The sequence below is a fragment of the Krasilnikoviella flava genome (assembly GCF_900167525.1).
Lineage (GTDB): Bacteria > Actinomycetota > Actinomycetes > Actinomycetales > Cellulomonadaceae > Isoptericola > Isoptericola flavus.
Genome location: NZ_FUZQ01000001.1, coordinates 13,783 through 39,323, shown reverse-complemented (window position 1 = coordinate 39,323; position 25,541 = coordinate 13,783). Strand labels below are relative to the sequence as shown.

Sequence of the window (25,541 nt, the reverse complement as noted above, 5' to 3'; positions counted from 1 at the left end):
TCGGGCCCGCTCGCGGAGCCCGGGGGAACAGTTCGTAGACTGGGGGACCGTGACCACCCCCGAGGTGCCCGCGGGCGCCTACCTCGACCACGCCGCCACGACCCCCATGTCGCGCGCGGCGCTCGAGGCGTACGTGGCGGAGGCTGGCCGGCCGGGCAACGCGAGCTCGCTGCACTCCGCGGGTCGGGCGGCGCGCCGGGTGGTCGAGGAGTCGCGCGAGTCGGTGGCCGCGGCCCTGGGGGCGCGGCCCAGCGAGGTGATCTTCACCGCCGGCGGCACGGAGGCGGACAACCTCGCGATCAAGGGGATCTTCTGGGGCCGACGGCGGCAGGACCCGCGCCGCACCCGCGTGCTGGTCTCCGCCGTCGAGCACCACGCGGTGCTCGACCCGGCGTTCTGGCTCGCGGGGCACGCGGGTGCGGAGATCGTGCTGCTGCCGGTGGACGACGACGGCCGCGTGGACCTCGCGGCGCTGCGCGCGGAGCTCGCCGAGCACAGCGACGAGGTGGCGCTCGTGTCGGTGATGTGGGCCAACAACGAGGTGGGCACGCTGCAACCGGTGCGCGACGTCGTCCGGCTCGCGCACCAGCACGGCGTGCCCGTGCACACGGACGCGGTGCAGGCCGTGGCCCAGGTCGAGGTCGACTTCGCGGCGTCCGGTGTGGACGCGATGACGGTGACGGGGCACAAGCTCGGCGGCCCGCCCGGCGTGGGCGCCCTGCTGGCCCGTCGCGACCTGCCGATCGAGGCGGTCCTGCACGGGGGCGGGCAGGAGCGCGGGGTGCGCTCCGGCACGCTGGACGTGCCGGCGATCCGGTCGTTCGCCGTCGCGCTGGCCGAGACGGTGGCGGCCCGGCCCGAGCGCGCCGCGACGCTGGCCGCGCTGCGCGACGCGCTCGTCGCCGGTGTCCGCGCCGCGGACCCCGAGGCGGTGCTGCGCGGCCCGGACCCGGCGTCCGACGACGGGGCGGCCGCGCGCCTGCCGGGCAACGCGCACTTCACCTTCCCCGGGGCTGAGGGCGACTCGCTGCTGTACCTGCTGGACTCCGCGGGCGTGCAGGCCTCCACCGGGTCGGCCTGCCAGGCCGGGGTGCCGCAGCCGTCGCACGTGCTGCTCGCGATGGGCGTGACCGAGCTCGACGCGCGCGGCGCCCTGCGCTTCTCGCTGGGTGCGACGTCGACCCGCCATGACGTCGACCGCCTGCTCGCCGCACTGCCGCAGGTCGTGGAGCGGGCCCGCGCGGCCGGGCTGGTCACCGGCGGGTTCCGGGCGGGGGGTGCGGCATGAGGGTGCTGGCCGCGATGTCCGGCGGCGTGGACTCCGCGGTGGCGGCGGCGCTCGCCGTCGAGGCCGGGCACGACGTCGTCGGCGTGCACATGGCCCTGAGCCGCAACCGTGACCAGTTCCGCACCGGCTCGCGCGGGTGCTGCTCCATCGAGGACGCGGGCGACGCGCGCCGCGCCGCGGACGTGCTCGGCATCCCGTACTACGTCTGGGACCTGTCGGAGCGGTTCGAGGAGACCGTGGTCGCGGACTTCCTGGCCGAGTACGAGGCCGGCCGCACGCCCAACCCGTGCGTGCGCTGCAACGAGCACATCAAGTTCGAGGCGCTGCTCGACAAGGCGACAGCGCTCGGCTTCGACGCCGTCGCCACCGGGCACTACGCGCAGGTCGTGACGCACGAGGCTCCGGACGGGACGGTGTCGCGCGAGCTGCACCGGTCGCCGAACGACGAGAAGGACCAGTCGTACGTGCTGGCCGTGATGGGCCCCGACCGGCTGGCGCGCGCGATGTTCCCGCTGGGCGGCTTCGCCTCGAAGGCGGAGGTGCGTTCGGAGGCCGAGCGGCGCGGGCTGTCGGTGAGCGCCAAGCCCGACTCCTACGACATCTGCTTCGTGGCCGACGGCGACACCCGCGGCTTCCTGCGCGACCGGCTCGGCGCCCGGCCGGGGGAGGTCGTCGACACCGACGGCACCGTCGTCGGGGAGCACGACGGTGCGTACGCGTACACGGTCGGGCAGCGCAAGGGCCTCGGCCTCGGCCGCCCCGCCGCCGACGGGCGCGCGCGCTACGTCGTGGACGTGCAGACGTCGTCCAACACCGTGGTCGTGGGCCCGGCGGAGCTGCTGAGCGTGGATCGGGTCGCCGCGCGGGACGCCGTCTGGTTCACGACGCCCGCGGCGGCGGCCGGCGGGGACCCGTGGGACGACGCCGAGCTGCAGATCCGCGCCCACGGCGCGCCGGTGCCGGTCCGGGTGCGGGCGACGACCGGCACGCCGCGGCGGGACGGCTCGGTGGCCGACGACGGCGGGCCCGGCATGGAGCTGCGCCTCACGGGCACCCCGCTGCGGGGCGTCGCCGCCGGCCAGTCCGCCGTCGTCTACCGCGGCACCCAGGTGCTCGGCCAGGCGACCGTGGCCGACGCCTGGCGCGGCTAGGCCCGGCCTCGCCCGCGGCGGTCCGCCCGTACGTCTCGAGCGGCCGCAGCCAGATCTCGCTGCCGGTCGGGTACGCGGGGACCGGGTGCCACAGGAGGCCGAGCGGCACGGTCTCCGCGGCTTTCATCGACGCCACCCGGGTCGCCGCCTCGTTCCTGCGCAGCTGCCGCGCCGTCGTGCGCCCTGACGCCGCGCGAGCGCCGCCCGCCGGTGGGCGTCAGCCCCGCGCGAGCCGCTGCCGGTGCGCCTCGTAGAGCACGATCGACGCGGCGTTGGAGGCGTTGAGCGAGCTCGCGGACCCTGCCATGGGGATCGCCAGCGTGACGTCCGCGGCCTCGCGCCACCCCTTCGACAGCCCGGCGGTCTCGTTGCCGACGGCGAGCAGCACCGGGCCGGTGAGGTCGACGTCGGCGGGCGCGGCGTCGCCGTCCTCGTCGGTCGCGACGACGGTGACGGGCGTCCCGGCGTCCCGCTGCGCGCCGACCCAGTCCATGACCTCGGCGTGCGAGGCGGCACGCACCACGGGCAGGGCGAACAGGGAGCCGGTCGAGGCGCGCACCGCCTTCGGGTCGTAGGGGTCGGCGGCGTGGCCCGTCACGACCAGCCCGTCGGCGCCGAACGCGTCGGCCGACCGGACGACCGCCCCGACGTTGCCCGGCTGGGTGGGCCGGTCGAAGACGACGCCGAGGAACGACGGCCCTACGGGGACCCGGGTGAGGTCGTCCGCCGGCATCGCGACGACGGCCAGCAGCTCGGAGGCGCCGGTGTCCTTCTCCGAGAGCTCGGCGAGCAGCTCCGGGGCCATCGCGATCGTCTCCGCGCCCGTGGTCTGCAGCACGTCCTGGGCCCAGGACGACAGGCGCCGGTCGGTCTCGTGCAGCAGGGTGCGCACCTGCCAGCCGTGCTCCACGGCCATCGAGACCGGTCGCACGCCTTGCACCAGGAACTCCCCGGCCCGGCCCCGCTTGGTGCGGTTGGTGAGCAACGTCTGCAGCTGCTGGAAACGGGCGTTGCGCACGGTGATCCGCATGCCCGCAGTCTCCCACGGCGGTCAGCGGCGCAGCTCGTGCTCCCACCACACCTGGTCGCGCATCACCCAGTGCTCGGCCTCGAGCCCGTCGGCCACGCGCACCAGGTGCATCTCGCGCACGGTGAAGCGCCGGTGCGACGGCGCGACGCCGAGGAAGAACCCCGAGTGCAGCGCGCTGAACGCGACGTGCAGGGCCACCATGTCGCCGTCGGCGACGGCGTGCAGCACCTCGACCCGCTGCTCGTCGAACGCGTCGTGGAACCAGCGCATGGTGGCGACCAGGGCGTCGGGCCCGCCGGCGCAGCCCGGCAGCACGTCGTGGTTGTGGAAGCCGGGCGCGAGCTGGCGGCGCAGCACCGCCTCCGCGCCCGAGGGCATCGCGTTCGCATGCACCCGGGTCGCGACCGCTCGGGGGGTGGAGAGCACGGTCGACCCGCCCGTCGCGTGCGCGGACGACGACGCGACGGCCCCGCCCATTGGTGTCGCGGGCGCCTGGTCGAGGATGACGGACATCGGGACTCCTTCGTCGGACCGTTACCGTGCTCCTACTCTTCGAGAGCGACAAGTCGCCGCGGCATGACGTGGCGCGAGAGGTGACGTGGTGGTGAACTTCGTGGACGAGCGCCCGGTCGAGCCGGGGGCGGAGGCATGACGGCGGTCTCCGGGCACGGCCCGTGGCCCGGTGGCACGCACGACGAGCTGACGGCGCAGCAGACCGTCCTGGACGACCTGGCGTCGCTGCCCACCGGCGTCGACCCCGTGCCGTTCCTCGCCCAGCTCCCCGGGCGGGGGCCGGGGGCGGACGCCGTCGGGCGCACGGCGGCGCTGCTGGCCGAGATGCCGGTCGAGCTGGGGCCCCACGGCTGGAAGCTGACCGACCGTCCCGGTGCCGACCTGCGCCGCGCCGAGGGGCTGCTCCGCGAGGACCTGTCCGCGCTGGCGGTCGCGGCCGTCGGGCACACGGGTCCGCTCGCGCTCGAGCTCGTGGGCCCGTGGACCCTCGCGGCCCAGCTGTGGTCGGCGCGGGGCGACCGCGTGCTCGCCGACGTCGGCGCCCGCCAGGACCTGTCGCTCGCACTGGCCGAGGCGGTCCGCGCCCACCTCGCCGACGTGCGCATGCAGGTGCCGGGTGCGACGGCGGTCGTGCAGCTCACGGAGCCGCTGCTGGGCCAGGTGCACGCGGGCGTGCTGCCCAGCTTCTCGGGCTACTCCCGCCTGCGGGCGGTGCCCGGTCCCGACGTCGTGGAGGGGCTGCAGCCCGTCGTCGACGCCGCGCACGACGCCGGCGCGCGCGTCGTGGTGCACCTCGGCGCCACCTGGGTCGGCGTCCCGCCTGTCGCGCTCGCCGGGGCGGATGCCGTGGGCCTCGACCTCGCCGACCTCGGCGGCGGTCGCGAGGGGAGCGGCTGGAACGAGCGGGCCTGGGAGCTGCTGGCCCGCGCCACGGAGCGTGGCCTGGCGCTGTGGGCGGGGCTGCCGCCCGCCACGGTCTCGCAGTGCTCCGGGCCGCAGCTCGGGGAGCTTGTGCGCCTGGTCGCGGAGCCGTGGCGCCGCATCGGGCTGCCGGCGGCCGGGCTGGGGGACGTCACGCTGCTCGCCGCCCCGCGACGGAGCCTCGCGGACGTCGACACCCATCGCGCGGAGCTGGCGAACCTCGGCCGGGTGGCGGAGGCGCTCGCCGAGCGCGCCGCCTCCTGACCCGGCCCAGACCACGCCCTCCTGGGACCGGGTGCGAGACCGGTGGGGGACCGGCGTGGGACCGATCCGGGGAGATGTCGGTACGGTGCGGCGAGGGCGCGCGGCGGCCGACGCGGACTCAGTAGGCTGAACCCCGGCGTCGGGCACCACGGCGTGCCTCTCGCCCACGATCTGACCCCGACCCGCGAAGGATCCTCGTGACCAGCCTCCGAGCCGTGCTGTTCGACCTCGACGGCGTGCTCACCCCGACCGCCGAGGTGCACATGCGGGCGTGGGAGCGCCTGTTCGCGCCCTACTGCGACGCCCGGGGCCTCGCGCCGTACACGTCCGCGGACTACTTCGCGCACATCGACGGCAAACCGCGGTACGACGGCGTGGCGACGTTCCTCGCCTCCCGCGGCGTCGAGCTGCCGCGCGGTGCGGCCGACGATGCGCCCGGCGAGGACACCGTGTGCGCGCTCGGCAACCGCAAGGACGTCATCGTCAACCGGATGTTCGACGAGGAGGGCATCGCCCCCTACCCGGGATCGGTGCGGTTCCTGGACGCCGTGACCGCCGCGGGCGCGCAGGTGGCCGTGGTCTCGTCGTCGCGCAACACGCCCGCCGTGCTCGCCGCGGCCGGGCTGACGGAGCGCTTCGCCGTCGTCGTGGACGGCAACGTCGCGGCGCGCGAGCACCTGGCCGGGAAGCCGGCGCCGGACACGTACCTGCGGGCCGCCGCACTGCTCGGCGTCCCGGCCGCCGAGGCGGTCGTCGTGGAGGACGCCCTGTCCGGCGTGCAGGCCGGCGCGGCAGGTCCGTTCGGTCTGGTGCTCGGCGTCGACCGCGGCGTCGGGGCGCAGGCCCTCGTCGCGCACGGCGCGGACCGCGTGGTCGCCGACCTCGGCGAGCTCGACGCGGCCGTCCTGGACACCCCGGCCCGTCCCGTCGCCCGGCCGGCCGACAACCAGGGGGAGCAGGCATGATCCGCCGCACCGTCGACGAGCAGCGGTCCGTGGACCGGCTGCGCTTCCCCGCCGAGCCGTGGCGTCTCGTGGAGGCCGAGTTCTCCGCGGAGGACCTCGGCGTCACCGAGTCGCTCTTCGCGGTGGGCAACGGCTACCTCGGCATGCGCGGCAATGTCGAGGAGGGCCGCGAGTCCCACGCGCACGGCACCTTCGTCAACGGCTTCCACGAGACGTGGCCGATCCGGCACGCCGAGGAGGCGTACGGCTTCGCCAAGGTCGGGCAGACCATCGTCAACGCACCGGACACCAAGGTGATCCGGCTCTACGTGGACGACGAGCCCCTGCTGCTCCCCGTGGCCGACCTCGTGGACTACGAGCGCTCCCTGGACCTGCGCGACGGTGTGCTGCGCCGCGAGATCCTGTGGCGCACGCCGTCGGGCAAGCGGGTGCAGGTGAGCACCGAGCGCATGGTCTCGTTCGTCGAGCGGCACCTGGCCGTGATGACGTTCGAGGTCACGCTGCTGGACGCGGACGGCCCCGTGGCGATCTCGTCGCAGATCCTCAACCGGCAGGACGGGCAGGACGAGTACCACGTGTCCTCCGCCTCGCTCGGGGAGGGCTTCGACCCGCGCAAGGCCGAGGCGTTCGCGGGCCGGGTGCTGCAGCCGCAGACCCGCTGGGGCGACGACGAGCGCCTCGTGCTGTCCTACCGGTGCACCAACTCCGGCATGACGCTCGCCGTCGCGGCCGACCACCACCTGGAGACCGAGGACGAGTGGGACGTGCGCACGCAGGTCGAAGACGATCTCGCCAAGCACGTCTTCCGCGTCGACGCGAAGGCCGGGCACACCATCCGGCTCACCAAGGTGGCGACGTACCACACGTCCCGCGGCGTCCCGACGCGCGAGCTCGTCGACCGGTGCCGCCGCACGCTGGACCGCGTGCGCGTCGGCGGCATCGAGGAGCAGTTCGCCCACCAGCGCACGTGGCTGGACGACTACTGGGCCCGGTCGGACGTCGAGATCGCCGGCCGCCCGGAGATCCAGCAGGCGGTGCGCTGGAACCTCTTCCAGCTCGCCCAGGCCACCGCGCGGGCCGAGGGCTCCGGCGTCCCCGCCAAGGGCCTGACCGGCAGCGGCTACTCGGGGCACTACTTCTGGGACACGGAGATCTACGTGCTCCCGTTCCTCACGTACACGAGCCCGCGGTACGCCCGCAACGCGCTGCGGTTCCGGTACCAGATGCTCGACGCCGCGCGTCGGCGCGCCCGGGAGCTCTCGCAGAAGGGCGCCCTCTTCCCGTGGCGCACGATCAACGGGGAGGAGGCGTCGGCCTACTACGCGGCAGGCACGGCGCAGTACCACATCGACGCCGACATCTGCTTCGCGCTGGTGCAGTACGTGCGCGCCACGGGCGACAGGGACTTCCTGCGCCGGGAGGCCGCCGACGTCCTCGTCGAGACGGCCCGCATGTGGGAGGACCTGGGCTTCTGGCGGGCCAACGGCGACGACAACTTCCACATCCACGGCGTCACGGGTCCGGACGAGTACACGACCGTGGTGAACGACAACCTGTTCACCAACGTCATGGCGCGGTTCAACCTGCGCGCCGCGGCGATCGTCGTGGAGACGATGCGCGAGGAGTACCCGGAGGACTACGCCCGCCTCGTCGACCGCCTGTCGCTCGGCGTGCACGAGACCACCGAGTGGACGCGGGCCGCCGACCACATGTCGATCCCGTACGCGGAGAGCATCGGCATCCACCCGCAGGACTCGCACTTCCTGGAGCGGGAGATCTGGGACCTGGCGGCGACGCCGGTGACCAAGCGGCCGCTGCTGCTGCACTACCACCCCCTGGTGATCTACCGGTACCAGGTGCTCAAGCAGGCCGACGTGGTGCTCGCGCTGTTCCTGCAGGGGCAGCACTTCTCCGCCGAGCAGAAGCTGGCCGACTTCGAGTACTACGACCCGCTGACCACGGGCGACTCGACCCTGTCCGGCGTCGTGCAGTCGATCGTCGCGGCCGAGGTGGGGTACCACGAGCTCGCGCTCGAGTACTTCGTGTCGTCGCTGCTCGTGGACCTGGCCAACCTGCACGACAACGCGGCCGACGGCGTGCACGTCGCGTCCGCGGGCGGCACCTGGTCCGCGCTCGCGTTCGGGTTCGGCGGCATGCGCGACCACGACGGCGTGCTGTCCTTCGACCCGCGGCTGCCGCAGGGCTGGGAGGCCCTGACGTTCCGCGTCACCTGGCAGGGCTCGCGCCTGCGCGTCACGGTGCGGCCCGACGAGCTCGAGCTCGCCACGGAGACGGGGGACGGGGCGCAGGTCGTGGTGCGCGGCGAGCAGGTGAAGGTCGGGCCGGGCGAGCCGGTCGTCGTGGCCCTCGACGGCCAGGGCCCGGTCCGCCCGGGCCGTCCCAGCCTGCGCGCGCTGTCCGGCAACCGGCGCGACGACGGCACGCTCATCACGGCGACGGTGCCGCACTCCTGACCCGGCCGGGCGGTCGAGCCTGTCGAGACCTGGTCCTGGGTCTCGGCAGGCTCGACCGGGGCGCCCGTCGTCCGCCCCTTGCCACACCGTGGCGCGTTCGTTAGTGTCGTCGGCCATGCGCATCGATGCGCATCGATGACGTTCCGCGACGAGGAGGGCGACATGCCGAAGGGCCCCACGAGCGCCGACGTCGCGCGCGAGGCCGGGGTGTCGCAGTCGACGGTCTCCTACGTCATGAGCGGCAAGCGCCCGATCTCCCCGGAGACGCGGAGACGCGTCCAGGAGGCCATCGACCGCCTGACCTACGAGCCCCACGCCGGGGCGCGGGCCCTGGCCGGGCACCGCACCAGCACCATCGCGGTCGTCGTGCCGATGAAGCCGGAGGCCGGCGCGCAGCGGCTCATGATGTTCGTCGAGGAGATCGTGCTGGCCGCCCGCCGCCGCGACCACGACGTGCTCCTCGTGACCGCCGACGAGGGCCCGGCCGGGCTGCGCCGCGTCGCGGGCCGCTCGTTGTGCGACGCCGTCGTCGTCATGGAGGTCGGCACCGAGGACGAGCGCGTGGCGGTGGCGCGGTCGCTGCCCCTGCCCGTCGTGTTCATCGGCATCCCGGGCGACAGCACCGGCCTCGACTGCCTCGACTTCGACTTCGAGGGGGCCGGCGGGCTGCTCGTGGCCGAGCTGGCCGACCTGGGGCACCGGACGGTCGACGTGCTGGGCTGGGGGCCTGACGCCGTCGCGCAGGGCATCAACTACGTGCCGCGCTTCGAGCGCGGCGCCCGGGCGACGGCCGCCGAGCGTGGCGTCGAGCTGCGCTGGCACCGGCCCGCCGGCGAGGCCGACGTGCGCGGGGCGGTCGATCGCGCGCTGGACTCCGGCGAGGTGCCCGGGCTGGTGCTCGTGACGGCGATCCCGGAGACGCTGCGCGCGCTCTCCGACCGAGGCCGCCGCCCCGGCCGGGACGCCGACGTGGTGGGACTGGCCACCGACTCCGAGGCGGAGTCGTACGGCCTGACCGCCGCCTCGACGCAGCCGCGGGACGTCTCCCGACGCGTGATGGAGCGCGTCTTCGCGCTGATCGACGACGACACCGTTCCGGGCCGCGGCCCGGAGCTCGTGCCCGCGGTGCTCGCGCGCCGCGGGTCGACGCGTGCCGCGAGGCCGGCGGGGTAGTCCCCGGACGACCCCGGGCGCGCGACCCGCACCCGGACAGCTACCCGAACCGATGACGAGGAAGGTGGAGACGCATGGGACATCGATGCGCATCGACGACGAGGGAGGGGCCGCCGCCCGCGGCCCCCTGGTACGACCGGCCGGTCAGCCGCCGGGCCGTCACGACGGCAGGGCTGGTCGCCCCGCTCGCGGCCCTGCTGGCCGGCTGCGGCAGCACCGGCGCGACCGGCCCCCGCACGCTGCGGGTCCTCGACACCTACACCAACGACCCTGACCGGACGATCATCGGCGGCGCGCTCGCCGCCGCGGCGGCCGAGGTCGGGGTGACGCTCGAGCGGGTGTCGGTCGCGGGCGACTCGCTGATCCAGCGCGTGCTGCAGCAGGGGTCGTCCGGCACGCTGCCGGACATCCTCATGCTCGACAACCCGGACCTGCAGCAGATCGCCTCCACCACCGCGCTGCGGCCGTTCGACGCGCTCGGCATCCCCACGGACGGGTACACCGACGGCGTCACGGCGGCCGGCACCTACGAGGGCCGCGTCTACGGCCTGGCACCGACGGTCAACACCGTCGCGCTGTTCTACGACGTCCCGGCGCTGGAGGCGGCGGGCATCGAGCCGCCCACCACCTGGAGCGCCCTGCGGGAGGCGGCGGCGGCGCTGACCCGGGGCGACCGGTACGGCATCGCCTTCTGCGGGAACGCGACGTACGAGGGCACCTGGCAGTACCTGCCCTTCTTCTGGTCGAACGGGGCCGACGAGCGCGACATCGCGTCGCCCGAGGCAGCCGGCGCCCTGGACCTGCTCGCCGGACTGGTCCGCCAGGGTCACGCGTCGACCTCGGTGCTGAACTGGAGCCAGGCGGACGTCAAGGACCAGTTCGTCGCGGGCCGTGCGGCCATGATGGTCAACGGGCCCTGGCAGATCCCGGAGCTGTCCGGCGTCGAGGGGCTGGAGTACGACGTCGTCACGCTCCCGACCCGCGACCCGGCCACCCAGGCGGCCGTCGCGCCGCTCGGGGGCGAGGTGTGGACCGTCCCGGCCACCGGTGACCGCGCCAAGGAGCGGCTCGCCGCCCAGGTGCTGACCCGGTTCCTCGCCGACGACAGCATCCTGTCCATGGCGGAGCAGCGCTTCACGGTGCCGGGCCGCCACGCCCTCACGGACGCGTTCCTCGAGCGGCGCCCGGAGATGGCGGCCTTCGCCGACCTCCTCGGCGACGCCCGCGCCCGGACCGCCCAGCTCGGCCCCGACTGGCCGGCCACCGCCACCGCCCTCTACACGGCGGTCCAGCTCGCGCTGTCCGGCCAGGTCTCAGCGGCCGACGCGCTCCGGGAAGCGGGGGAGTACGCATGACGTCCACGCTCGCCCCGGTACGCACCCGTCCCCGCCCGGCGTCCGCCTCGCCGCGCCGGCGCCCGGGCGCCGCGCGCGCACGCCAGCGCCGGCTCGTGGCGGCCCTCTTCCTCGGGCCCGCCGTCGTCTACCTGCTGCTGTTCTACGGCTACCCCGTGGTGCAGAACGTCGTGATGGGCTTCCAGCACTACACGATCTCGACCTTCTTCACGGGCCAGGCGCCCTGGGCCGGCCTCGACAACTACCGCGAGGTGGTGGGCAGCCCGCTGTTCCGCACGGCCCTGCTCAACACGGTCGTGTTCACGGTGGGCTCCATCGCCGGCCAGTTCGCCCTCGGGCTGGGGATCGCGCTGTTCTTCCGGCGCCGGTTCCCGCTCTCCGGGTTCCTCCGGTCGCTGATCCTGCTGCCCTGGCTCATCCCGCTCATCGCGGCGAGCGCCGTGTGGAAGTGGCTCCTCGACACCGAGTCGGGGGCGATCAACCGGGTGCTCGTGGGCACCGGCCTGGTGGACACGGGCGTGCCGTGGCTGAGCAGCACGTCGCTGGCGCTGGTCACGGTGATCGCGGTCAACGTCTGGATCGGCATCCCGTTCAACGCCGTCATCCTGCACGGCGGCCTGCAGGGCATCCCCGACGAGCTCTACGAGGCGGGCGCGCTCGACGGCGCCACCGGCCGGCGGGCGTTCCGGCACATCACGTGGCCCATGCTGCGGCCGGTGGTCACCGTGGTGCTGGTGCTCGGCGTCGTCTACACGCTCAAGGTGCTCGACATCATCCTGGGGCTCACCGGGGGAGGGCCCGCCAACGCCACGCAGACCCTGGCCACGCAGTCCTACCAGCTGTCGTTCGCCACCTTCGACTTCGGCCAGGGGGCAGCGGTGAGCAACATCCTCATCGTGATCTCGCTGGTCTTCGCTGCCGTCTATCTGCGCCTCAACCGGCGCGCCGTGGATGAGTGAGGCCCATGACCACCGTCCGACACCCCTGGCTGCACACCGCGGCGGGAATCCTCGTCATCGCCGTCCTGCTGTTCCCGATCTACTGGATGGTGAACGCGTCGCTGCAGCCGAACGGCGCGACCGTCGACACCTCGTGGCTGCCGCTGGCGCCCGACCTGAGCGGCTATCGCACGGCGCTCGCGGACCAGGGCGCCCACCTCGTCACGAGCATGGTCGTCGCGCTCGGCAGCGTCGTCCTGAGCCTGGCGATCGCCGTCCCGGCGGCCTACGCGCTGGCCCAGTTCCGCCTGCGCTGGGCCGGGCTGGTCCTGTTCGGCATCCTCATCAGCCAGATGATCCCCGGGATCGTCATCGCGAACGCGCTCTACGGCGCGTACGCGGACCTCGGGCTGCTCAACTCGATCCCCGGGCTGATCCTCGCCGACTCCACCGCGGGCATCCCGTTCGCGATCCTCATCTGCCGGGCCTTCATGCAGTCGCTGCCGCCGGCCGTCGTCGAGGCCGCCCTGGTCGACGGCGCGGGCCCGGTCCGCGCGTTCGTGTCGGTCGTGCTGCCGATCAGCCGCAACGCGGTCATCACGGCCGCCCTGTTCACGTTCCTCTTCACGTGGAGCGACTTCCTGTTCGCGCTGACGCTGACGACCACCGAGGACGTCCGGCCCGTCACGCTCGGCATCTACACCTACCTCGGCGCGTACGTGAACGACTGGAGCGCGGTGATGGCCACCGCCGTGCTCGCCTCGGTCCCCGCGATCGTGCTCCTCGTGATCGCCCAGAAGTACGTGGCCGCCGGCGCCACCGGCGGGGCGGTCAAGTGACCGGCGTCCCGCCCGAGATCCCGACCCATCCGAGAGAAGGAGACATCATGTCCGCACCGATCCGCGTCACCGTCTGGGGCGAGAACCGCCACGAGCAGCTCGAGCCGGAGGTCGCCGCCCGCTACCCCGACGGCATGCACGGCGCCGTCGCGCAGGGCATCGAGGCCCACCTCGGCGCCGGCGTGCGCGTGCGCACGGCCACGCTCGACGACCCCGAGCACGGCCTCACCGAGGAGGTCCTGCGCGACACCGACGTCCTCACGTGGTGGGGGCACGCCGCGCACGGCGAGGTCTCCGACGAGGTCGTCGAGCGGGTGCACCGGCACGTGCTGGACGGGATGGGGCTGATCGTCCTGCACTCCGGCCACTGGTCGAAGATCTTCATGAAGCTCATGGGCACCACCTGCACCCTGCGCTGGCGTGCCGAGCACGACCGCGAGCTGGTGTGGACCATCGACCCGACGCACCCCATCGCCCAGGGCGTCCCGCACCCGATGATCATCGAGGAGGACGAGATGTACGGGGAGTTCTTCGACGTCCCCGCCCCGGACGAGACCGTCTTCCTCAGCACGTTCTCCGGCGGGGAGGTCTTCCGCTCCGGGATCACCTACCGGCGTGGCTTCGGCAAGATCTTCTACTTCCGCCCGGGGGACCAGGAATACCCGACGTACTTCCACGACGGGGTCCGCAAGGTCATCTCCAACGCCGTCGGGTGGGCCGTCACCCTGCGCCCCGAGCGGACGACCCCCACCCTGCTGCGGTACGAGACCGAGGACTTCTACCGCGGCCAGGGCTACGGCGGCGCGCTGAACGACGACGCGCGCGCCGCCGCGGCGGAGGCCGGGCTGTGAGCACCCCGCTCGTCCTCGTCGGCGCCGGCGGCATGGGCCGGGCGTGGCTCGCGGCGATCCAGGCGGAGGCGGGCGCCGAGCTCGCAGGCGTCGTCGACCTCGACCTCCACGCGGCCCGCGGGGCGCTCGCCGACGCCGGCCTGGCGGGCGTCCCGGTGGGCACGGACGCCGTCGCCCTCGCCCGCGAGACCGGGGCGCGGGCCGTCGTGAACGTCACCGTCCCGGCCGCGCACCATCCCGTCACCACCGCCGCGCTGTTCGCGGGGCTGCCCGTGCTGGGCGAGAAGCCGGTGGCCGAGTCCGTGCCGCGCGCGCTCTCGCTCGCCGCTGCCGCCGAGGTGACCGGCGAGCTCTTCGTCGTGAGCCAGTCGCGCCGCTACAACCGGCAGCTCTTCGCCTTCCGGGAGCAGGCGCGCACCCTGGGCGACCTGGGGGTGCTGACCACGGAGTTCTTCAAGGCGCCCCGCTTCGGCGGCTTCCGCGACGAGATGGCGCACCCCCTCCTGCTCGACATGGCGATCCACCCGTTCGACACCGCCCGGTTCCTGCTGGGGGCCGAGCCCGTCGCGGTGTACTGCGAGGAGTTCAACCCGTCGTGGAGCTGGTACACCGGCGACGCTGCGGCGACCGCGGTCTTCGAGATGACCGGGGGCGTGCGGTACGCCTACACGGGGAGCTGGTGCAGCCCCGGTCAGGAGACGTCGTGGAACGGGTCGTGGCGGCTCTCGGGGCGTGACGGTACCGCGCTCTGGGACGGCGACCACGAGCCGGTCCTCGACGGGCCGAGCGCGGCGGCCGAGGGCGCGGACCCCGGCGACGGGATCGCCGGGTCGCTGGCGACCTTCCTGGCGGCGCTCGACGGCGGCCCTGCACCCATGGGCGAGGTGCACGAGAACGTGCTCAGCCTCGTCATGGTGGCCGCGGCCGTCGAGTCGGCCGCCACCGGCGCGAAGGTCCTCGTCGACGACCTGCTCGAGCGCGCCTACGACGAGGCCCTGGCCACGGAGACCCGGGAGGACGTGCGCGCGCAGCTCGCGTCGTGGACGTCGGTGCGTGCAGCGCTCGACACGGCAGAGGCCACGGCGCCCCGCGCCTGACCCACCCGCCGGTCGAGCCTGTCGAGACCCGCTCCGGTGGTCGAGCCCGTCGAGACCCGGTCCCCGGTCTCGACGGGCTCGACCGACGGTGCGGTCAGGCCAGGCGCTCGTGCAGGAAGGTCCACGCCAGCGCGGACATGTGCGCGGCCTGCGCGTTGTTGGCCGCGCCGCCGTGCCCGCCCTCGACGTTCTCGTACGACGTGACGTCGGCGCCCGCCGCCAGCATCAGCGCGGCCATCTTGCGCGCGTGGCCCGGGTGCACGCGGTCGTCCTTGGTCGACGTCGTGAACAGCACGGGCGGGTAGCGGCGGTCCCCGTCGAGGAGGTGGTACGGGGAGAACGTGCGGACGAACTCCCAGTCGGCGGTGTCGGGGTCGCCGTACTCCGCGATCCACGACGCGCCCGCGAGCAGGTGCGAGTAGCGCAACATGTCGAGCAGCGGCACCTGCACCACGACGGCGCCGAAGAGGTCGGGGTACCGCGTGAGCATGTTCCCCGCCAGCAGCCCGCCGTTGGAGCCGCCCTGCGCACCGAGGTGGGCGGGCGTCGTGATGCCGCGGTCCACGAGGTCGCGCGCGACGGCGGCGAAGTCCTCGTAGGCCTTGTGCCGCTTCTCGCGCAGCGCGGCCTGGTGCCACGCGGGGCCGTACTCGCCGCCGCCGCGGATGTTCGCCACGACGTACACGCCGCCGCGGGCGAGCCAGGCCCGCCCCACCGTGCCGGAGTAGCCGGGCAGCAGCGGGATCTCGAAGCCGCCGTACCCGTACAGCAGCGTGGGCGCCGTGCCCGCGGCCGCCGGGTCTGCCGGCTGGACCAGCTCCGCGCGGCCCACGACGAAGTACGGCACGCGGGTGCCGTCGTCGGACACGGCGAAGTGCTGCACCGCGACCATGCCGTCGGCGTCGAAGTATGCCGGCGCCGCCTTGAGCGGCTCGGGCACGCCCGGCTCCGCCCCCGGCCCGGTGACGGTCGCCAGCGCGAGGGTCGACGGCGTGAGGTAGCCGGTCGTGGTGACCCAGACGTCGTCGCTGTCCACCGCGTCGACGGCGCGCACCCCGACGGTCAGCAGCCCGCCGCCGAGCGGCAGCTCGGAGCGCGTCCAGGCCGCGCCGGGGGACGCGTCCGCGGGCGGGGTGAGCACGTGCAGGGCGTTCTTCACGTCGTCGAGCACGTTGACGACCAGGTGGTGGCGCGTCCAGGAGGCGCCGACCAGCGACGTCGACGGCGTGGGCTCGAACAGCACGGCCAGGTCGCGGGAGCCGGCCAGGAACGCGTCGGCGGGCGCCGCGAGCAGGGATCCGGAGGGGTAGGTGCGCTCGCCCGCCCTGGAGGTGACGGTCCAGTCGTCGCGCAGCTCGACGAGCAGCCACTCGCGGTGGAAGCCGACCTCGGCGGACTCGGGCACGTCGATCTTCACGAGACGCTGCCGTGGCGTGCCGACGGCCTCGACGAGGAAGGTCTCGGAGCGGTAGAACGCGATCGACCGGCTCACGAGGTCCCGCTCGAAGCCCGGCGTGCGGGAACGGCGCGCCGAGATGTACATGTCGTCCTCGGCGCCCTCGTACACGAGCGCCGCGTCCGTCAGCGGCGTCCCGCGACGCCACAGCCGGACGGTCCGCGGGTAGCCGGAGGGGGTCGTGGTGCCCGGCCCGAGGTCGGTGAACACGTACACCGTGTCCTCGTCCGCCCAGGCCAGGCCGCCCTTGGCGCCGGTGCGGCCGTCGTCGCGCGCCGTGTCCCGTTCGAAGCCGCCCTCGGTGGCGGGCACGAACCGCTTGGCGACGAGGTCGAACTCGCGGGTGACGTCGGCGTCGGATCCGCCGGGGGAGAGGTCCACCAGCGCGCGCCGCCACGGCTCGCCGGCGGCGAGCTGCTCGGGCGTCGGGCGCAGCAGCGACGCGCCGTGCCACACCCAGCTCTCGCCCTCGGCCGTGGCGAGGGCGTCGAGGTCGAGCACGGTCTCCCACGCCGGGTCGTCGGTGCGGTAGGACCCGAGCGTCGTGCGTCGCCACAGGCCGCGCTCGTGCTCGGCGTCGCGCCAGAAGTTGTACAGGTGGTCGCCGATGCGCGAGACGTCGGGGATGCGCTCGTCGGAGTCGAGCACCTCGCGGACGGCGGCCTCCGTCGCCGCGAAGCCCTCGGCCGACCCGACGGTCGTGTGCGCGTGGTCGTTGCGCTCGCGCACCCAGGCCAGCGCCTCCTCGCCCTCGACCTCCTCGAGCCACGCGAACGGGTCCGGCGCGGACGGGTCGAGCGGTGTCGTCGGGGCGGCGGACGGGGCGGTCTCGAGGTGCTCGGCGGTCATGCTGGGCACCCTAGCCGCCGGACGGCGGACGGCGGCCGGGCGCCGGGCGCGCCGACCGGGGGTTCCTTTCACCCGGGGCGTGCCCGTGGTAGAAACTCCTGGTCAGGGCATTGATCCCGTATGGACGTTCCAGGGGTTTCGCGGAGAAGGCCGCTTTCGTGGCCGGAGCAACGCCGTCGGACCCGACCTTTCCACCCACGGGGGTGTGGTGAGCACGACGACCTCTGCCGGACTGCGCGCGACGACGCGCGTGCCGGCCCAGCTCTGCGGCGCGGCGGCCGTGCTGTGCGCAGCGGCCGCGCCGCTGCTCGACGACCGGCTGCCGCGCGAGGCCGGGTGGGCCCTGGCCGCGGCGGCGGCCCTGCTCGTCGTCGTCGCGGTGGCCCTGCTGTCGCGTGCGGCCGCGCGGGCCGACACCGAGCGCCGGGACCTGCGCGCCGAGCGCGACGCGCTGGCCACGGACCTCGCGGCGGGTGGCCGCGCCCTCGACGACACGACCGTCGAGCTGGCGCGCACCCGCGAGGCCCGCGACGAGCAGCGCCTCGCGGTCGAGACCGCCGTCGTCGCGCTGGGCCGCAAGGTGCAGGCCTCCGCGCACCGCATCCAGGAGGAGGCGGCACGCATGGTGCAGCAGCACGCCGCCGACCCCGACGTGCTGCAGACCTCCATGCGCATCGACCACGCGGCCGCCCAGCACGCGCGGCAGGCGCAGAACCTCGTCGCGCTGTGCGGCCGGCGGCCCGGCCAGACCTGGGACGACCCGCTGCCGCTGCCCGACGTCGTCCGTGCCGCCGCCGGGCGCATCACGGCGTTCCAGCGGGTCGAGGTGTCCGGCGACCCGGGGCTGGCCGTCGTCGGCCGCGCGGTCGAGCCGATCGTGCACGTCGTGGCCGAGCTGCTCGCGAACGCGACGCAGTGCTCCCCGCCGAGCACCCAGGTGCTCGTCGCCGTCCGGCAGGTGCAGCGCGGCGCCGTCATCGAGGTCGACGACTGCGGCGTCGGCATGGTGGCCCGCGAGCTGGACCGGGTGCGCGCGGTCGCGTCCGGCGCCCGGCCCGTGGGCATCGCCGACCTGGGCGAGGTGCCGCAGACCGGTCTGGCGGTCGTCGGGTCGTACGCCCGCGCCCTCGACCTGCGCGTCGACCTCCAGGAGTCCGTGTACGGCGGCCTGCGGGCCGTCGTCATGGTGCCCGCCGACCTGACCACCACGGCCGCCGCGGCCCCGGAGACGCTCGCCCCGAGCGTGGCGGCGGCCTGGCCCGAGGACGCCGCCGCCGCCGCCGGGCCGGCGCCGGCTCCCGGCCCGGTCACCGCAGGGGTGCCCGCGCTGCCCCAGCGGCGCTCCCGCCGCGGCACCGGCCCGGCCACGGGCGCCCAGCGTGCCGTCCCGGCCGGTCCGCGCACCGCCGTGGGGAGCGTCGCGCCCGAAACCGCACCCGCCCAGTCGGCGGAAGAGGCGGGCGCCTGGATCGGCGCGTTCTTCTCCACCGACCGCACGGCCACCGACCGCACGGCCACCGACCGCACGGCCACCGACCGCACCAGCCAGCCGCCGTCCGCCGTGACGGACGGGACCCCGGAGGACTCATGACGACCCAGACCACCGACGCGACGCCGCCGCTGTCCGCGCACCCGGACAGCTGGATGCTCGACCTGGTGGCGGGGGTGCGGGGCGTCGAGCACGCCGTCGTGCTCAGCTCCGACGGCCTCGTGAAGGTCCGCACCGACGTCACCGAGCCCGACACGGCCGACAAGGTCGCAGCCGCCTGCGCCGGGCTCGTCGCGCTCGGCATGAGCATGGGGCGGGAGTTCGGCGCGGGCGATCGGCTGCGCCAGGTGCTCGTCGAGTTCGAGGGCGGCTTCCTGTTCGTGCGCGGTGCGGGCGACGGCTCGCGGCTCGCGGTGGTCACGGACACGACGGTGGACCCGGGACTCGTGGCACAGCAGATGCAGGCACAGGTGCTCATGATCGGCGAGCGCGCCCTCGGCACCGAGCCTGCGCTCCAGGACTGAGGCGGACGATGGCCACCCAGACGCCGGCGGACGGCTACCGCGACCACCCGGTCCGCTCCTATGTCCTCACGGGAGGTCGAGCGCACCCGAGCCGCAACACGCTGCGGCCCGAGACGCTGCTGTGCGCCGTGGACGACGGGCGCGAGCTGCCCGTCGGCGCCGGGCGGCACGAGCGCGCGCTCCTCGAGACGTGCCGCGGCACGCTCGCCCTCGCGGAGCTCGCCGCGTACCTGAGCCTGCCCACGAGCCTGGCCGCCGTGTTGGCCTCCGACCTGGTCGACGCCGGCTACCTGACGATCCGGTCGCACGGCGAGCACGTCCTGCCGGGCGTCGACCTGCTGGAGGAGGTCCTCGATGGGCTCCGCCGGTTCTGAGCCGGCGGCCGTCACCGGGGCGGCGCTGCACCTGGCGCCCACGGTCGAGCGTTCGGTCAAGGTGCTGGTGGTGGGCGCGTACGGCGTCGGCAAGACCACCCTCATCGGTGCGGTCAGCGAGATCCCCGTGCTGAGCACCGAGGAGACCGTGACGGCGGCCAGCCTGGGTGTCGACCCGCGGCTGGGGGACAAGTCGACGACGACGGTCGCGATGGACTTCGGCCGTGTCACGGTGGGTGGGTCCACCGCGCTCTACCTGTTCGGCACCCCGGGCCAGAAGCGCTTCTGGGACCTGTGGGTCGGCCTGGCGGACGGCGCCGTGGGCGCGCTCGTCGTCGTGGACACGCGCCGGCTGGAGGACAGCTTCGAGGTGCTGGACCAGCTGGAGGAGCACACGTCGCTGCCGGTCGCGGTGGTGGTGAACGAGTTCCCGGGCGCGCAGCACTCCACGGACGCCGTGCGCGCCGCGCTCGACCTGCCGGCCGGCACGCCCGTGGTGTCGGGCGACCTGCGCGAGCGTCGGCAGGCCGTGGAGGCGCTCAAGGCGCTCGTCGCCCATGCCGTGCGGCTGGCGGGCGGGAGCGCGGCCGCATGAGCCTCACGGGGGCGGTCCGCGTCGTGCGGCTCGAGGACGTGGCCGACCGGCCGCTGCTGGCCGACCTGGCCGGTGCGACGGACCCGGCGGCGCGGTACGAGGCCCTGCGCTCGCGCTGGGGTGCGCTCGCGCCGGTCGACCTCGAGCCGGGGGTGCCCGCCTGGCTGGCGCTGGGCCATGCGGAGGTCGCCGCGGTGCTGCGCAACGAGGCGTTGTTCTCCCGCGACTCGCGGCACTGGCGGTACGAGGCGGAGCGGCTCGTCGCATGGCGCTCGCCCACGCGGGCCGTGCTCGCGCAGCGCGACAGCGCTCACGACCGTGACGGTGCGGAGCACCGCCGCCTGCGCACGCCGCTGGCCGACGCCCTCGACGCGGTCGAGGACAGGCGCGTGCGGCGGACCGTCGACGTCGCGTGCGTCTCCGTGCTGGACCGGCTCGCCGCCCGCGGCACCGCCGACATGGTGGCCGAGTACGCCGTGGACGTCCCGGTGCGGGTGCTGGCCGACCTGCTGGGCATGACCCTTGCCGACGCGCGCCGCATGCACGAGCTGACGGTCGTGCAGCGCTCGGGGACGCAGGACGCGTTCGCGGCCGCTGCCGAGGCGGAGGACCTGCTCGCGGGCTTCGTCGCGGCGCGGCGGGCCGAGCCCAGCGACGACCTCACCTCGGCGCTGCTGGCGCACCCGGCGCACACGAACGACCTCGAGGTGATGGGCGCCGTCGCCCTCGTCTTCGCCACGGCGCACGACGCCGAGATCGCGTGGATCGCCACCGCGCTGCAGCGCCTGCTCACCGACCCGGCGTTCGCCGCCCGGCTGCACGGCGGGCGCATCTCCCTCGACGACGCCCTGGACGAGGTGGCCCGCGAGTCCCCGCCGCTGCCGCACCTGCGGCCGCGTTACGCCCTGGCGGACGGCGAGCTGGGCGGGCAGGCGATCGCGGCGGGGGACGCCGTCGTGCCCGCCGTCGCCGCCGCCAACGCCGACCGCGCGGTCCGGGCGGCGGACCCGTGGGAGCAGGTCGACTCGAGGTTCCACCTCACGTGGGGGACGGGCGCGCACGCCTGCCCGGCGCACCGGACGGCGCCGCTGATCACGCGGACGGTCGTGGGGCACTTCCTGGCGCGCGTCGCGGACCTGGAGCTGGCCGTCGCGCCGGCCGACGTCGTGCCGGTGCGCTCGGCGTGGGTGCGCCACCCGCGCGAGCTCCCGGTCCGGTTCGTGTGACGGCCGCCTGACCGCCTCCGACCGGACCGGGCTCCCGCGCGGACGTCACGCCGCCGGGCCGAGCCGCCGGAGCAGCCGCTCGGACACGTGGCGGTACGCCTTCGGGTCCACCGGCAGCAGCCACTGGCCGGCGCGCGTCGCGGCGGGCAGCTGCAGGTCCAGGTCGGCCAGCATCTCGTCGATCTGGTGCAGCGAGAACGGGATGACGTTGGTGCCGCGAGCGTGCTTGCCCTCGGTGCGCTTCTCCATCCAGTCCACCCGGTTCGCCACGTGCTCACGACGCACCTGGATCGGCGGCACCCGGACCGAGCCGGCCAGGTGGGCGGCGGTCCACAGGGCCGCGACCTCGGCCGACAGCGGGCTGAACAGCGACGAGTTGTACCCGGCGAACGTCAGGTGCGGCACGTCATGGGGCAGCACCTGGCGGTAGAGCTGGAAGTTGCCGCGGTCGTCGATCAGGCGCGCCTGCAGGTCGTCGTCGAGGAACGGCACGCGCTGGTGGAAGCCGGTGCCGCACACCACGAGGTCCGCGGGCACGGACGTGCCGTCGTCGAGCACGGCGACCGGGGCACCGTCGTCGTCCACCCCGAGGCACTCGACCTCGGCGTCCCGGTGCACGGTGATCGCCCCGTCGGCGACCTGCTCGAAGAAGCCGTCGGTGGCGAGCGAGACCGTCGACCGGGCGATGTCCGCGAACTCGCCGCGCGGCACGAGCCCGAGCTCCTTCAGGTGCAGCTGCTTGGTCGAGACCGAGCCGACGCTCGAGAGCATCGACTTCCGCACGCCGTTGCCGGGGCCGTGCAGGAAGCGCTCCATGCCGCCGCCCAGCGTCTGGTACCGGAACAGCCCTTCGCCCAGGCGGGTGAGCAGGAGGTACTTGTAGTTGACCGCGTTGCCGATCCGCTTGGGGAGCTTCCACAGCAGGTGTCGCGCGACGACGTGGGTGGTCGCGGCGACCTGGCCCAGCTCGGCGGCCACGTCGCAGGCGGACTTGCCGTAGCCGACGACGACGACGTGCTTGCCCCGCGCGTCCTCGAGCGCCGTGATCTGGCTGGCCGCGACGACCTTGCCGCCCGCGCGCATGAGCTGCGCCAGCCCCTCGAAGCGGGGGATCACCGGGTCGGAGAAGATGCCGTTGGCGACGACGAGGTGGTCGTAGCGCTCCGGGTCGGCCACCGGCTCGCCCGCGCGGCGCGCGGTGACGGTCCAGCCGCTCTCGTCGGCGGTGAGCTCGGCGCGCACGACCTCCGTGGACAGCCGCAGCGTGCCGCGCAGGTCGTGGAGGTCGACGTAGCGCTCCAGGTAGGCCTGCACCTGCTCGCCGCTGGGCCACTCGGGGTAGTCCTTCGGCATCGGCAGGTCGGAGAAGGCGTACGAGCCCTTGTTGTTCTGTGTCGTGAGCCCGGAGTACCGGCGGCTGGCGCTCCACACGCCGCCGACGTCGGGGGTCTTGTCGAACACGGTGACGTCGTGCCCGAACTCGCGGAGCACCTTGGCACTGGCCAGGCCGGCGAAGCCGGCGCCGACGACGGCGATCTTCATGAGCGTCCTTGCTGTCGGTCGAGTGGGCCAAATCGGCAGAATCGTAGCGGTTCGGACAGGGCCGGCGACAGGGCCTCCACAGGCCGGGGCCGGTCGGGTCCCCGGCACGGCCGGTGTCGGCGGGAAGCGGCAAGATGGGCCCGTGACCGACACCGAGAACCCCGTGCTCGACGAGGCCGCGGCGCAGCGCCGCTGGGCGGAGCTGGTCGCGCTGGTCGAGGCGGACCAGCGCGCCTACTACGAGGACGACGCCCCCCGGGTCTCCGACGCCGAGTACGACGCCCGGATGCACGAGCTGCAGGCGATCGAGGCCGCGCACCCGGCGCTCGTCACGCCGGAGTCGCCGACGCAGCGGGTGGGCGGGGCGGCCGCGGGCGGCTTCGCCACGGTCGAGCACGTCGAGCGCATGCTCAGCCTCGACAACGTGTTCTCCGTCGAGGAGCTGCGTGCGTGGGACGCCCGGGTGGCCCGCGACCTGGGTGCGGAGCACGTCGGCTACCTGTCGGAGGTGAAGATCGACGGTCTCGCGATCGCCCTGCTGTACGAGAAGGGCCGCCTGGTGCGGGCGGCGACCCGCGGCGACGGCCGCACGGGCGAGGACGTCACGCAGAACGCGTTGCGGATCGCCGACATCCCGCGCCGGCTGGCCGGCGACGGTCACCCCGACCTCGTCGAGATCCGCGGCGAGGTCTTCATCCCCGTCGCGGCCTTCGAGCGGCTCAACGACCTGCAGGCGCAGCTGCGCGAGCGGGTCCTGACGGAGGCCCGCACGCGGCACGGCGGCCGGGCGGCGGCCGCGCGCCCGTTCGACGAGGAGCGCGCACGGGTCGCGGCGCTCCGCCGCTTCCCGCAGTTCGCGAACCCGCGGAACGCGGCGGCGGGCGGCCTGCGCCAGCTGCTCGACAAGAAGGAGGGCATGGAGCTCGAGGCCGGGCTCGCCCGCGTGGAGTCCCTGCGCCTGTACGTGCACGGGATCGGCGCGCTGCAGTGGACGGCCGGGGAGCACACGGAGCTGGCCCGGCAGTCGGAGGCGTACGAGCACTTCGCGCGCTGGGGGCTGCCGGTCTCCCCGCACAACCGCGTGGTCGGGGGCGTGGACGGCGTGGTCGAGATGATCGAGCACTTCGGCGTCCACCGGCACGACATCGAGCACGAGCTGGACGGCATCGTCGTCAAGGTCGACGCCCTGGACGACCAGCGGCGCCTCGGCGCCACGAGCCGCGCGCCCCGCTGGGCCATCGCCTACAAGTACCCGCCGGAGGAGGTCACCACCCGCCTCCTGGCGATCCAGGTGGGCGTGGGCCGCACGGGCCGGGCCACCCCCTACGCCGTGATGGAGCCGGTCCTGGTGGCGGGCTCCACGGTGCGGCAGGCCACCCTGCACAACCAGGACGTGGTGCGCGCCAAGGGTGTGCGCATCGGCGACATGGTGGTGCTGCGCAAGGCGGGCGACGTCATCCCCGAGATCCTCGGCCCCGTCACCGCGCTGGCCGACGACGGGTACCCGCGCGAGGAGTTCGTCATGCCGGAGCGGTGCCCCGAGTGCGGCACGCCGCTGCGGCCGATGAAGGAGGGCGACGTCGACCTGCGCTGCCCGAACGCGGAGACGTGCCCGGCGCAGGTGCGCGGCCGGGTGGAGCACATCGGCTCGCGCGGCGGGCTGGACGTCGAGGTGCTCGGCGAGGTGACGGCGGCAGCGCTGACGCAGCCGCTGGAGCCCGCCGAGCCTCCGTTGCGGACCGAGGCAGGCCTGTTCGACCTGCGTGTCGAGCAGCTCGTACCGATCCGCGTCGTCGTGCGCGACTCCGAGACGGGGCTGCCGCGCGAGTACGACGGCACCGGTGAGGCCGCCGAGATCACGATGCCCGACGGCTCGACCGCGACCGTCAAGTCCGTGTGGCCGTTCCGGAAGAAGCGCAAGCTCTCCAGGGCGGAGGAGCGGGCGGCGATCGAGTCCGGCGAGCCGCTCTTCGAGGCGTCGACGAACGCGACGAAGCTCGTCGACGAGCTCGAGCTCGCCAAGACCAAGGACCTGTGGCGCATCCTCGTCAGCCTCAACATCCGGCACGTCGGGCCCGTGGCGGCCCGGGCGCTCGCGGGCTGGTTCGGCTCGCTCGACGCGGTCCGCGCGGCGTCGCGGGAGGAGCTGGCCGCCGTCGAGGGCGTCGGCCCGATCATCGCGGACGCGCTGCTGGCCTGGTTCGACGTCGAGTGGCACCGCGAGATCGTGGACCGGTGGCAGGCCGCGGGGGTGCGGACCTGGATCCCCGAGCACCCGGGCCCGGCCGCGATGGCCGCCCAGGCGGACGAGGGCCCGACCGGCCCGCTCGCCGGCCTGACGGTCGTGGTCACGGGCTCGCTCGAGGGGTACAGCCGCGACGGTGCCAAGGAGGCCGTCATCGGGGCGGGCGGCAAGTCGGCCGGGTCGGTCTCCAAGAAGACCGACTACGTCGTCGTGGGCGAGAACGCCGGGTCGAAGGCGGCCAAGGCGGAGGAGCTCGGCCTGCCGATCCTCGACGAGGCCGCGTTCACGCGCCTGCTCGCGGGCGGCCCGGCGGCGCTGGAGGGCAGCACGCCGGACGGGACGGACGACGACGCGGACGGCCCCGGGGCCGACTGACGCCCGG

The 25,541-nt window shown here is 74.6% G+C and carries 21 protein-coding genes; 17 read left to right on the top strand and 4 right to left on the bottom strand.

Going from position 1 to position 25,541, the window contains the following annotated elements:
- Positions 1-49 precede the first annotated feature (49 nt).
- Together B5Y66_RS00170 and mnmA are read left to right on the top strand one after the other, a co-directional pair.
- On the top strand, positions 50-1,288 hold the full coding sequence (locus tag B5Y66_RS00170) for a cysteine desulfurase family protein (protein WP_079569420.1): 1,239 nt from the start codon (positions 50-52) through the stop codon (positions 1,286-1,288).
- Complete coding sequence (gene mnmA / locus B5Y66_RS00165; protein ID WP_079569417.1) at positions 1,285-2,439, top strand: tRNA 2-thiouridine(34) synthase MnmA; 1,155 nt, start codon at positions 1,285-1,287, stop codon at positions 2,437-2,439. The genes B5Y66_RS00170 and mnmA overlap by 4 nt, the downstream gene beginning before the upstream one ends.
- 217 nt (positions 2,440-2,656) lie before the next feature.
- On the opposite strand, the gene B5Y66_RS00155 is transcribed toward mnmA, so the two are convergent.
- The gene (locus tag B5Y66_RS00155) at positions 2,657-3,469 is read right to left on the bottom strand and encodes a TrmH family RNA methyltransferase (RefSeq protein ID WP_079569411.1); all 813 of its coding nucleotides are present in this window, start codon (positions 3,467-3,469) and stop codon (positions 2,657-2,659) included.
- A 21-nt stretch (positions 3,470-3,490) separates the two neighbouring features.
- The gene (locus tag B5Y66_RS00150) at positions 3,491-3,982 is read right to left on the bottom strand and encodes an ester cyclase (protein ID WP_079569408.1); all 492 of its coding nucleotides are present in this window, start codon (positions 3,980-3,982) and stop codon (positions 3,491-3,493) included.
- A 135-nt stretch (positions 3,983-4,117) separates the two neighbouring features.
- Between B5Y66_RS00150 and B5Y66_RS00145 the strand changes: the two genes are divergently transcribed.
- The 9 genes from B5Y66_RS00145 (at position 4,118) to B5Y66_RS00105 (ending at position 14,859) form a co-directional block, all read left to right on the top strand.
- Positions 4,118-5,167, top strand: coding sequence for a uroporphyrinogen decarboxylase/cobalamine-independent methonine synthase family protein (locus tag B5Y66_RS00145; protein WP_079569405.1), 1,050 nt, complete (start codon positions 4,118-4,120; stop codon positions 5,165-5,167).
- A gap of 197 nt (positions 5,168-5,364) precedes the next feature.
- The gene (locus B5Y66_RS00140; protein WP_139820651.1) at positions 5,365-6,132 is read left to right on the top strand and encodes an HAD family hydrolase; all 768 of its coding nucleotides are present in this window, start codon (positions 5,365-5,367) and stop codon (positions 6,130-6,132) included.
- Positions 6,129-8,606 (top strand): glycoside hydrolase family 65 protein, encoded by a 2,478-nt coding sequence (locus B5Y66_RS00135; protein ID WP_079569399.1) that lies wholly within the window; start codon positions 6,129-6,131, stop codon positions 8,604-8,606. Before B5Y66_RS00140 ends, B5Y66_RS00135 begins: the two co-directional genes overlap by 4 nt.
- A 135-nt stretch (positions 8,607-8,741) precedes the next feature.
- On the top strand, positions 8,742-9,779 hold the full coding sequence (locus B5Y66_RS00130; RefSeq protein ID WP_079569397.1) for a LacI family DNA-binding transcriptional regulator: 1,038 nt from the start codon (positions 8,742-8,744) through the stop codon (positions 9,777-9,779).
- Positions 9,780-9,853: 74 nt separating this feature from the next.
- Entirely contained in the window at positions 9,854-11,134 is a 1,281-nt protein-coding gene (locus B5Y66_RS00125) for a sugar ABC transporter substrate-binding protein (protein ID WP_079569394.1), read from the top strand.
- Positions 11,131-12,093, top strand: coding sequence for a carbohydrate ABC transporter permease (locus B5Y66_RS00120; RefSeq protein WP_079569391.1), 963 nt, complete (start codon positions 11,131-11,133; stop codon positions 12,091-12,093). The genes B5Y66_RS00125 and B5Y66_RS00120 overlap by 4 nt, the downstream gene beginning before the upstream one ends.
- Before the next feature lie 5 nt (positions 12,094-12,098).
- Positions 12,099-12,911, top strand: coding sequence for a carbohydrate ABC transporter permease (locus B5Y66_RS00115; protein ID WP_079569388.1), 813 nt, complete (start codon positions 12,099-12,101; stop codon positions 12,909-12,911).
- A gap of 47 nt (positions 12,912-12,958) precedes the next feature.
- Positions 12,959-13,762 (top strand): ThuA domain-containing protein, encoded by an 804-nt coding sequence (locus B5Y66_RS00110; RefSeq protein WP_079569386.1) that lies wholly within the window; start codon positions 12,959-12,961, stop codon positions 13,760-13,762.
- A complete protein-coding gene (locus B5Y66_RS00105) occupies positions 13,759-14,859 on the top strand; it encodes a Gfo/Idh/MocA family protein (protein ID WP_281251973.1) in 1,101 nt (366 codons plus the stop codon). The genes B5Y66_RS00110 and B5Y66_RS00105 overlap by 4 nt, the downstream gene beginning before the upstream one ends.
- A 94-nt stretch (positions 14,860-14,953) precedes the next feature.
- On the opposite strand, the gene B5Y66_RS00100 is transcribed toward B5Y66_RS00105, so the two are convergent.
- Positions 14,954-17,164, bottom strand: a complete 2,211-nt coding sequence (locus B5Y66_RS00100; protein ID WP_079569382.1) for a prolyl oligopeptidase family serine peptidase — start codon at positions 17,162-17,164, stop codon at positions 14,954-14,956.
- 208 nt (positions 17,165-17,372) lie between these two features.
- Here B5Y66_RS00100 and B5Y66_RS00095 point away from each other — a divergent pair, with 208 nt between their 5' ends.
- Genes B5Y66_RS00095 through B5Y66_RS00075 form a run of 5 tightly spaced genes read left to right on the top strand, consistent with a single transcriptional unit; the run spans position 17,373 to position 21,372 of the window.
- Positions 17,373-18,755 carry a histidine kinase gene (locus tag B5Y66_RS00095; RefSeq protein ID WP_139820650.1) on the top strand — a complete coding sequence of 461 codons (1,383 nt, stop codon included), beginning with the start codon at positions 17,373-17,375 and terminating at the stop codon, positions 18,753-18,755.
- Positions 18,752-19,177 (top strand): roadblock/LC7 domain-containing protein, encoded by a 426-nt coding sequence (locus tag B5Y66_RS00090; protein WP_217700696.1) that lies wholly within the window; start codon positions 18,752-18,754, stop codon positions 19,175-19,177. The genes B5Y66_RS00095 and B5Y66_RS00090 overlap by 4 nt, the downstream gene beginning before the upstream one ends.
- Positions 19,178-19,185: 8 nt before the next feature.
- A complete protein-coding gene (locus B5Y66_RS00085; RefSeq protein WP_079569376.1) occupies positions 19,186-19,551 on the top strand; it encodes a DUF742 domain-containing protein in 366 nt (121 codons plus the stop codon).
- Entirely contained in the window at positions 19,532-20,146 is a 615-nt protein-coding gene (locus B5Y66_RS00080) for a GTP-binding protein (protein WP_079569373.1), read from the top strand. Before B5Y66_RS00085 ends, B5Y66_RS00080 begins: the two co-directional genes overlap by 20 nt.
- On the top strand, positions 20,143-21,372 hold the full coding sequence (locus B5Y66_RS00075) for a cytochrome P450 family protein (RefSeq protein ID WP_079569370.1): 1,230 nt from the start codon (positions 20,143-20,145) through the stop codon (positions 21,370-21,372). Before B5Y66_RS00080 ends, B5Y66_RS00075 begins: the two co-directional genes overlap by 4 nt.
- A gap of 45 nt (positions 21,373-21,417) precedes the next feature.
- Here B5Y66_RS00075 and B5Y66_RS00070 read toward each other — a convergent pair whose 3' ends face one another.
- The gene (locus B5Y66_RS00070; protein WP_079569367.1) at positions 21,418-22,914 is read right to left on the bottom strand and encodes a flavin-containing monooxygenase; all 1,497 of its coding nucleotides are present in this window, start codon (positions 22,912-22,914) and stop codon (positions 21,418-21,420) included.
- Positions 22,915-23,056: 142 nt separating this feature from the next.
- Here B5Y66_RS00070 and ligA point away from each other — a divergent pair, with 142 nt between their 5' ends.
- Positions 23,057-25,534 carry an NAD-dependent DNA ligase LigA gene (gene ligA, locus B5Y66_RS00065; protein ID WP_245806827.1) on the top strand — a complete coding sequence of 826 codons (2,478 nt, stop codon included), beginning with the start codon at positions 23,057-23,059 and terminating at the stop codon, positions 25,532-25,534.
- The last annotated feature ends 7 nt before the right edge of the window (positions 25,535-25,541 follow it).